Source organism: Pedobacter aquatilis (assembly GCF_032678425.1).
Classification (GTDB): Bacteria; Bacteroidota; Bacteroidia; order Sphingobacteriales; family Sphingobacteriaceae; genus Pedobacter; species Pedobacter aquatilis_B.
Genome location: NZ_JAVTSG010000011.1, coordinates 1 through 3,785 on the forward strand (window position 1 = coordinate 1; position 3,785 = coordinate 3,785).

General features: G+C 40.1%; 3 protein-coding genes. All 3 read left to right on the forward strand.

The window, feature by feature from the left end; genetic code table 11:
* Window positions 1–472 (forward strand): M13-type metalloendopeptidase (locus tag R2Q16_RS20310; RefSeq protein WP_316739904.1); only part of this gene is annotated, 472 nt, incomplete at its 5' end.
* A 193-nt stretch (window positions 473–665) separates the two neighbouring features.
* On the forward strand, window positions 666–1,049 hold the full coding sequence (locus R2Q16_RS20315; protein WP_316739907.1) for a hypothetical protein: 384 nt from the start codon (window positions 666–668) through the stop codon (window positions 1,047–1,049).
* 541 nt (window positions 1,050–1,590) lie between these two features.
* Window positions 1,591–3,785 (forward strand): polysaccharide deacetylase family protein (locus R2Q16_RS20320; RefSeq protein ID WP_316739909.1); only part of this gene is annotated, 2,195 nt, incomplete at its 3' end.

Genomic DNA, 3,785 nt, shown 5'->3' on the forward strand with positions numbered 1-3,785 from the left:
CGACGAAGGCTCAAAGTTTGATGGTAACGGAAAATTACGGGATTGGTGGACGATGAATACCCGAACAGCATTCCAAACGCGTACTGCCCAATTAGTTGAACAATACAATTCCTTTTCGCCAATTGATGGCCTTCACGTTGATGGAAAACAGACATTAGGCGAAAACATTGGTGACCTGACAGGAGCAATTGTAGCCTACGATGCCTACCAGCTCTATCTTAAAGATAAAGGAAATTCATCTGTTTTGGATGGATATACTGGAGACCAGCGGTATTTCCTTTCCCTGGCTCAAGCTTGCCGGACATTGTATACACCTGAAGCATATCGTTTAACACTTCGCGACTACCATGCGCCAGCAGAGTATCGCGTAAACGGTGTTGTTAGAAATATCGATGCGTGGTATAAGGCCTTTTCTGTCGATCCAAAAAATAAACTTTATTTGCCAACAAATGACCGCGTACGCATCTGGTGAGCTGACAAAACACAGCCTATCCTTATCCAAACCTAAATACCAGAAAGAAACTCATCCAATGTTACCCACAAGTAATAGCTGGTGTCAGTAATGAACTGGACAATTCCATCCGTTTTGTTCTTTCGTTTCAAAAAAATTAGTATTATATTAATCAAATAGTTTAAATAAATGCTTGTACTCTTAAACTAAAGCAATGAAAAGAATCCTAATTTTAATTTTCGCTATCAATATGATAGTCGGTTGTTCAAAAGAGAAGCATAATGAGCAGTCTGGTCCTGAAATTCGATTATCGAACAGCAGTCAACACAACTTTAAAAATGTGATTGTCAATACCGGAACGGGTGAAGTAAGCTTTGGCGATTTGGATTCCGGAAAACAGACAGGATATAAAAAATTTAGCGAGGCTTACAGATATGCATTTGTTAAACTTGAGATTGATGGGCGGAGCTACACCGTTCAGCCAATTGATTTCGTTGGGGAGAAACCGCTAAGTAATGGCCGTTACGCTTATCAATTAAGTGTTAATGCGAACCAGGGCCAGTATAACACATTGAATTTAAAATTAATTGAGGAATAAATGTTTTGGAACTTTAATTGGTTAAAAATCTTCTTAACGGAGTAAAAAATTCCTTGTCAATGCCACAATGGTACTTTGGCGTAATTGATATTTGTAAAATAACATTACCATATTTAGAAAATAAAAGTTACACCTCAAAAATGAAGTATCAATGGTACTTTTGAACATTTGATCAGGTCCGTTGCGTTTCTGTTTCATTTAGCCCGGCATGAATCTAAGCCATAATTTTCTTCCCGATATCCCCTTGATACTCCTCTGTAAACATCAACATTAGTTTATCTTGAGGTTAATCTACTGTTTGCTTCACTAAAAATTCATATATACAGTACTATTTTTAATCTTGATTTATTATTAAAGGCAAGGAATTATGTTCTTGAAAGCCTGGTTTAGCCGGCTGTTAGGGGTGCCTGAAGGAAATTTACTGACTTCAATGGATTGATTAAATCAAATCCTAAAAATTACACCTTTAGTTGAGTTCAAATAGAAAAAAGCCTTTGAAAAATTATTTTTATTAGCATATTTATCAGGTAAACAAGCAATTATGGAGCAAAAACAGATATTCCAAAGCAATACAAAAAGCCGGTGGTTAACTTTTATCTGGACCAGTAGAAGCCTTATTATTGCACTTATAATTGCACTGGGCTGTGTTGTTTATACTATTTCTTCTATACAATCGCCCGCCCTGCCTTATTTTCACTCTAATACACCCTTAACCGGAAAGGCGCTGTCCAGACTTAAAAAATCTCAGCAATACCGCGATTTTAAAATTCAAAAAAGTAAGCTCGAGCAAATTAAAAAAGATAAGGATTCCAGGACACTCGTCCATACTGATGATAAACGCCTGAATCTTGCCTTTTATGTGAGCTGGACAGCCAGTAAAACCAATTCCCTGGCAGATTTACGCAAAAATATCAGTCATCTGGATATGGTTGCCACGGAATCTTTTTTCATCAGGCCTGATTCCATATTTGCACAGATAGATACCGCAGCACTGAACATAATTCACCGGGCTGGCAAAAAGTCGCTTGCAATGGTTTCCAATTATAATACCGACCATTGGGATGGTGACGTTGTGCGAAAGATGCTCTCAAATGAAACGAGCCAGCAAAAATTTATCACCGAACTTAAAGCACTGGTCACCAAAAATGGATTTTCCGGAATCAATATTGATTTTGAAGAACTAAACCTGGAGCAGCCTTCTTTATTTTTAGCCTTCATGGACCGCCTGTATGGACAGTTTCATCATAGTGGTCTAATGGTTACCCAGGATATCTCTCCTGAAAATGATGATTATAATGCCAAAGAATTAGCCAAATACAATGACTACCTTATATTAATGGCTTATGATCAGCATACGGAGCAGAGCAATGCAGGAGATATTGCCAATCAGGAATGGGTGGAGGAAAAGCTGGATAATATATGCGAGCTCATCGACCCGAAAAAAGTGATACTGGCCCTGGCTTGTTATGGTTACGATTGGCCCGAAAACAGTGTAGGTAGCAGCGTAACCTACGAAGAGACCATCATTACTGCGAATGCCAACAAATCAAAGGTGTATTTTGACACTGAATCTGCCAATCTTAATTACCGCTACAATGACGCTAACGGAATCCGCCATAGCGTACATTTTACTGATGCTGCCACTTATTATAACCTTATCCGAAAAGCAGATGACTGGGGCGTAGCCGGGATTGCACTCTGGCGTTTAGGTTCTGAAGATAAGCGCATCTGGACTTTCATTAATACCAATCTGAGTTTGGAGTCGATGAAGAAAACCCCTTTTGATTTGCGTAAACTCGCTAAACCTATAATGAATGGCATTGCCTATATCGGGGATGGTGAGATACTGGATTTGATTGCCACCCCAGCTCCCGGTTCTGTCCGGTTTACCATAGACCGCATAGACCGGTCTATTCTCTCAGAAGATTACCTTCGCCTGCCAAGCCAGTACGTGATTAAAAGATTTGGTGAAGCTGATAAAAAAATTGCGCTGACCTTCGATGATGGTCCCGATCCGGTATACACGCCACAGGTGATGGATGTTTTAGCCAAAAATAAAGTACCTGGGTGCTTTTTTGTTGTGGGTCTGATGGCCGAAAAAAACATGGAACTGCTTCGCAGGCAATATAATCAGGGTTATGAGATTGGCAACCATACCTTTTTTCACCCTGATATGTCTACAATTGGTCCCGAGCGGGTAAGTTTTGAGCTAAATGCCACCCGAAGATTAATAGAGTGCGTAACCGGGCACAGCACAATCTTATTCAGGGCGCCGTTTAATGCTGATGCAGAACCCCAAAACCTCTCCGAGATTCTTCCCGTTGCGCAAAGCCGCAGGGAAAATTATGTAAATATCGGCGAGTTTATCGATCCCCAGGATTGGCAACCCGGTAAAACTTCCGACCAGATTTTTAACGAAGTGGTTAAACAGTATGACAACGGGAATATACTTTTGCTTCATGATGCGGGCGGAAACCGGCAGGCCACAGTTGATGCACTTCCAAGAATAATCGATTTCTACAAAAAAAAGGGATATACTTTCGTTTCTGTTGGCGAACTGATGGGGAAAAAGAAAGCTGAAGTAATGCCTCTGGCCTCATCTCTGGCCAGTAAGGGATTAGTAGGTTCTACGGATTATTTCTTTATCAGCTTTTTTTATTACGCAAATATCGTATTGGATGTCGTGTTCACCACTGCAATTGTAATGGCCATTTTAAGAACCATACTGATTGCCTG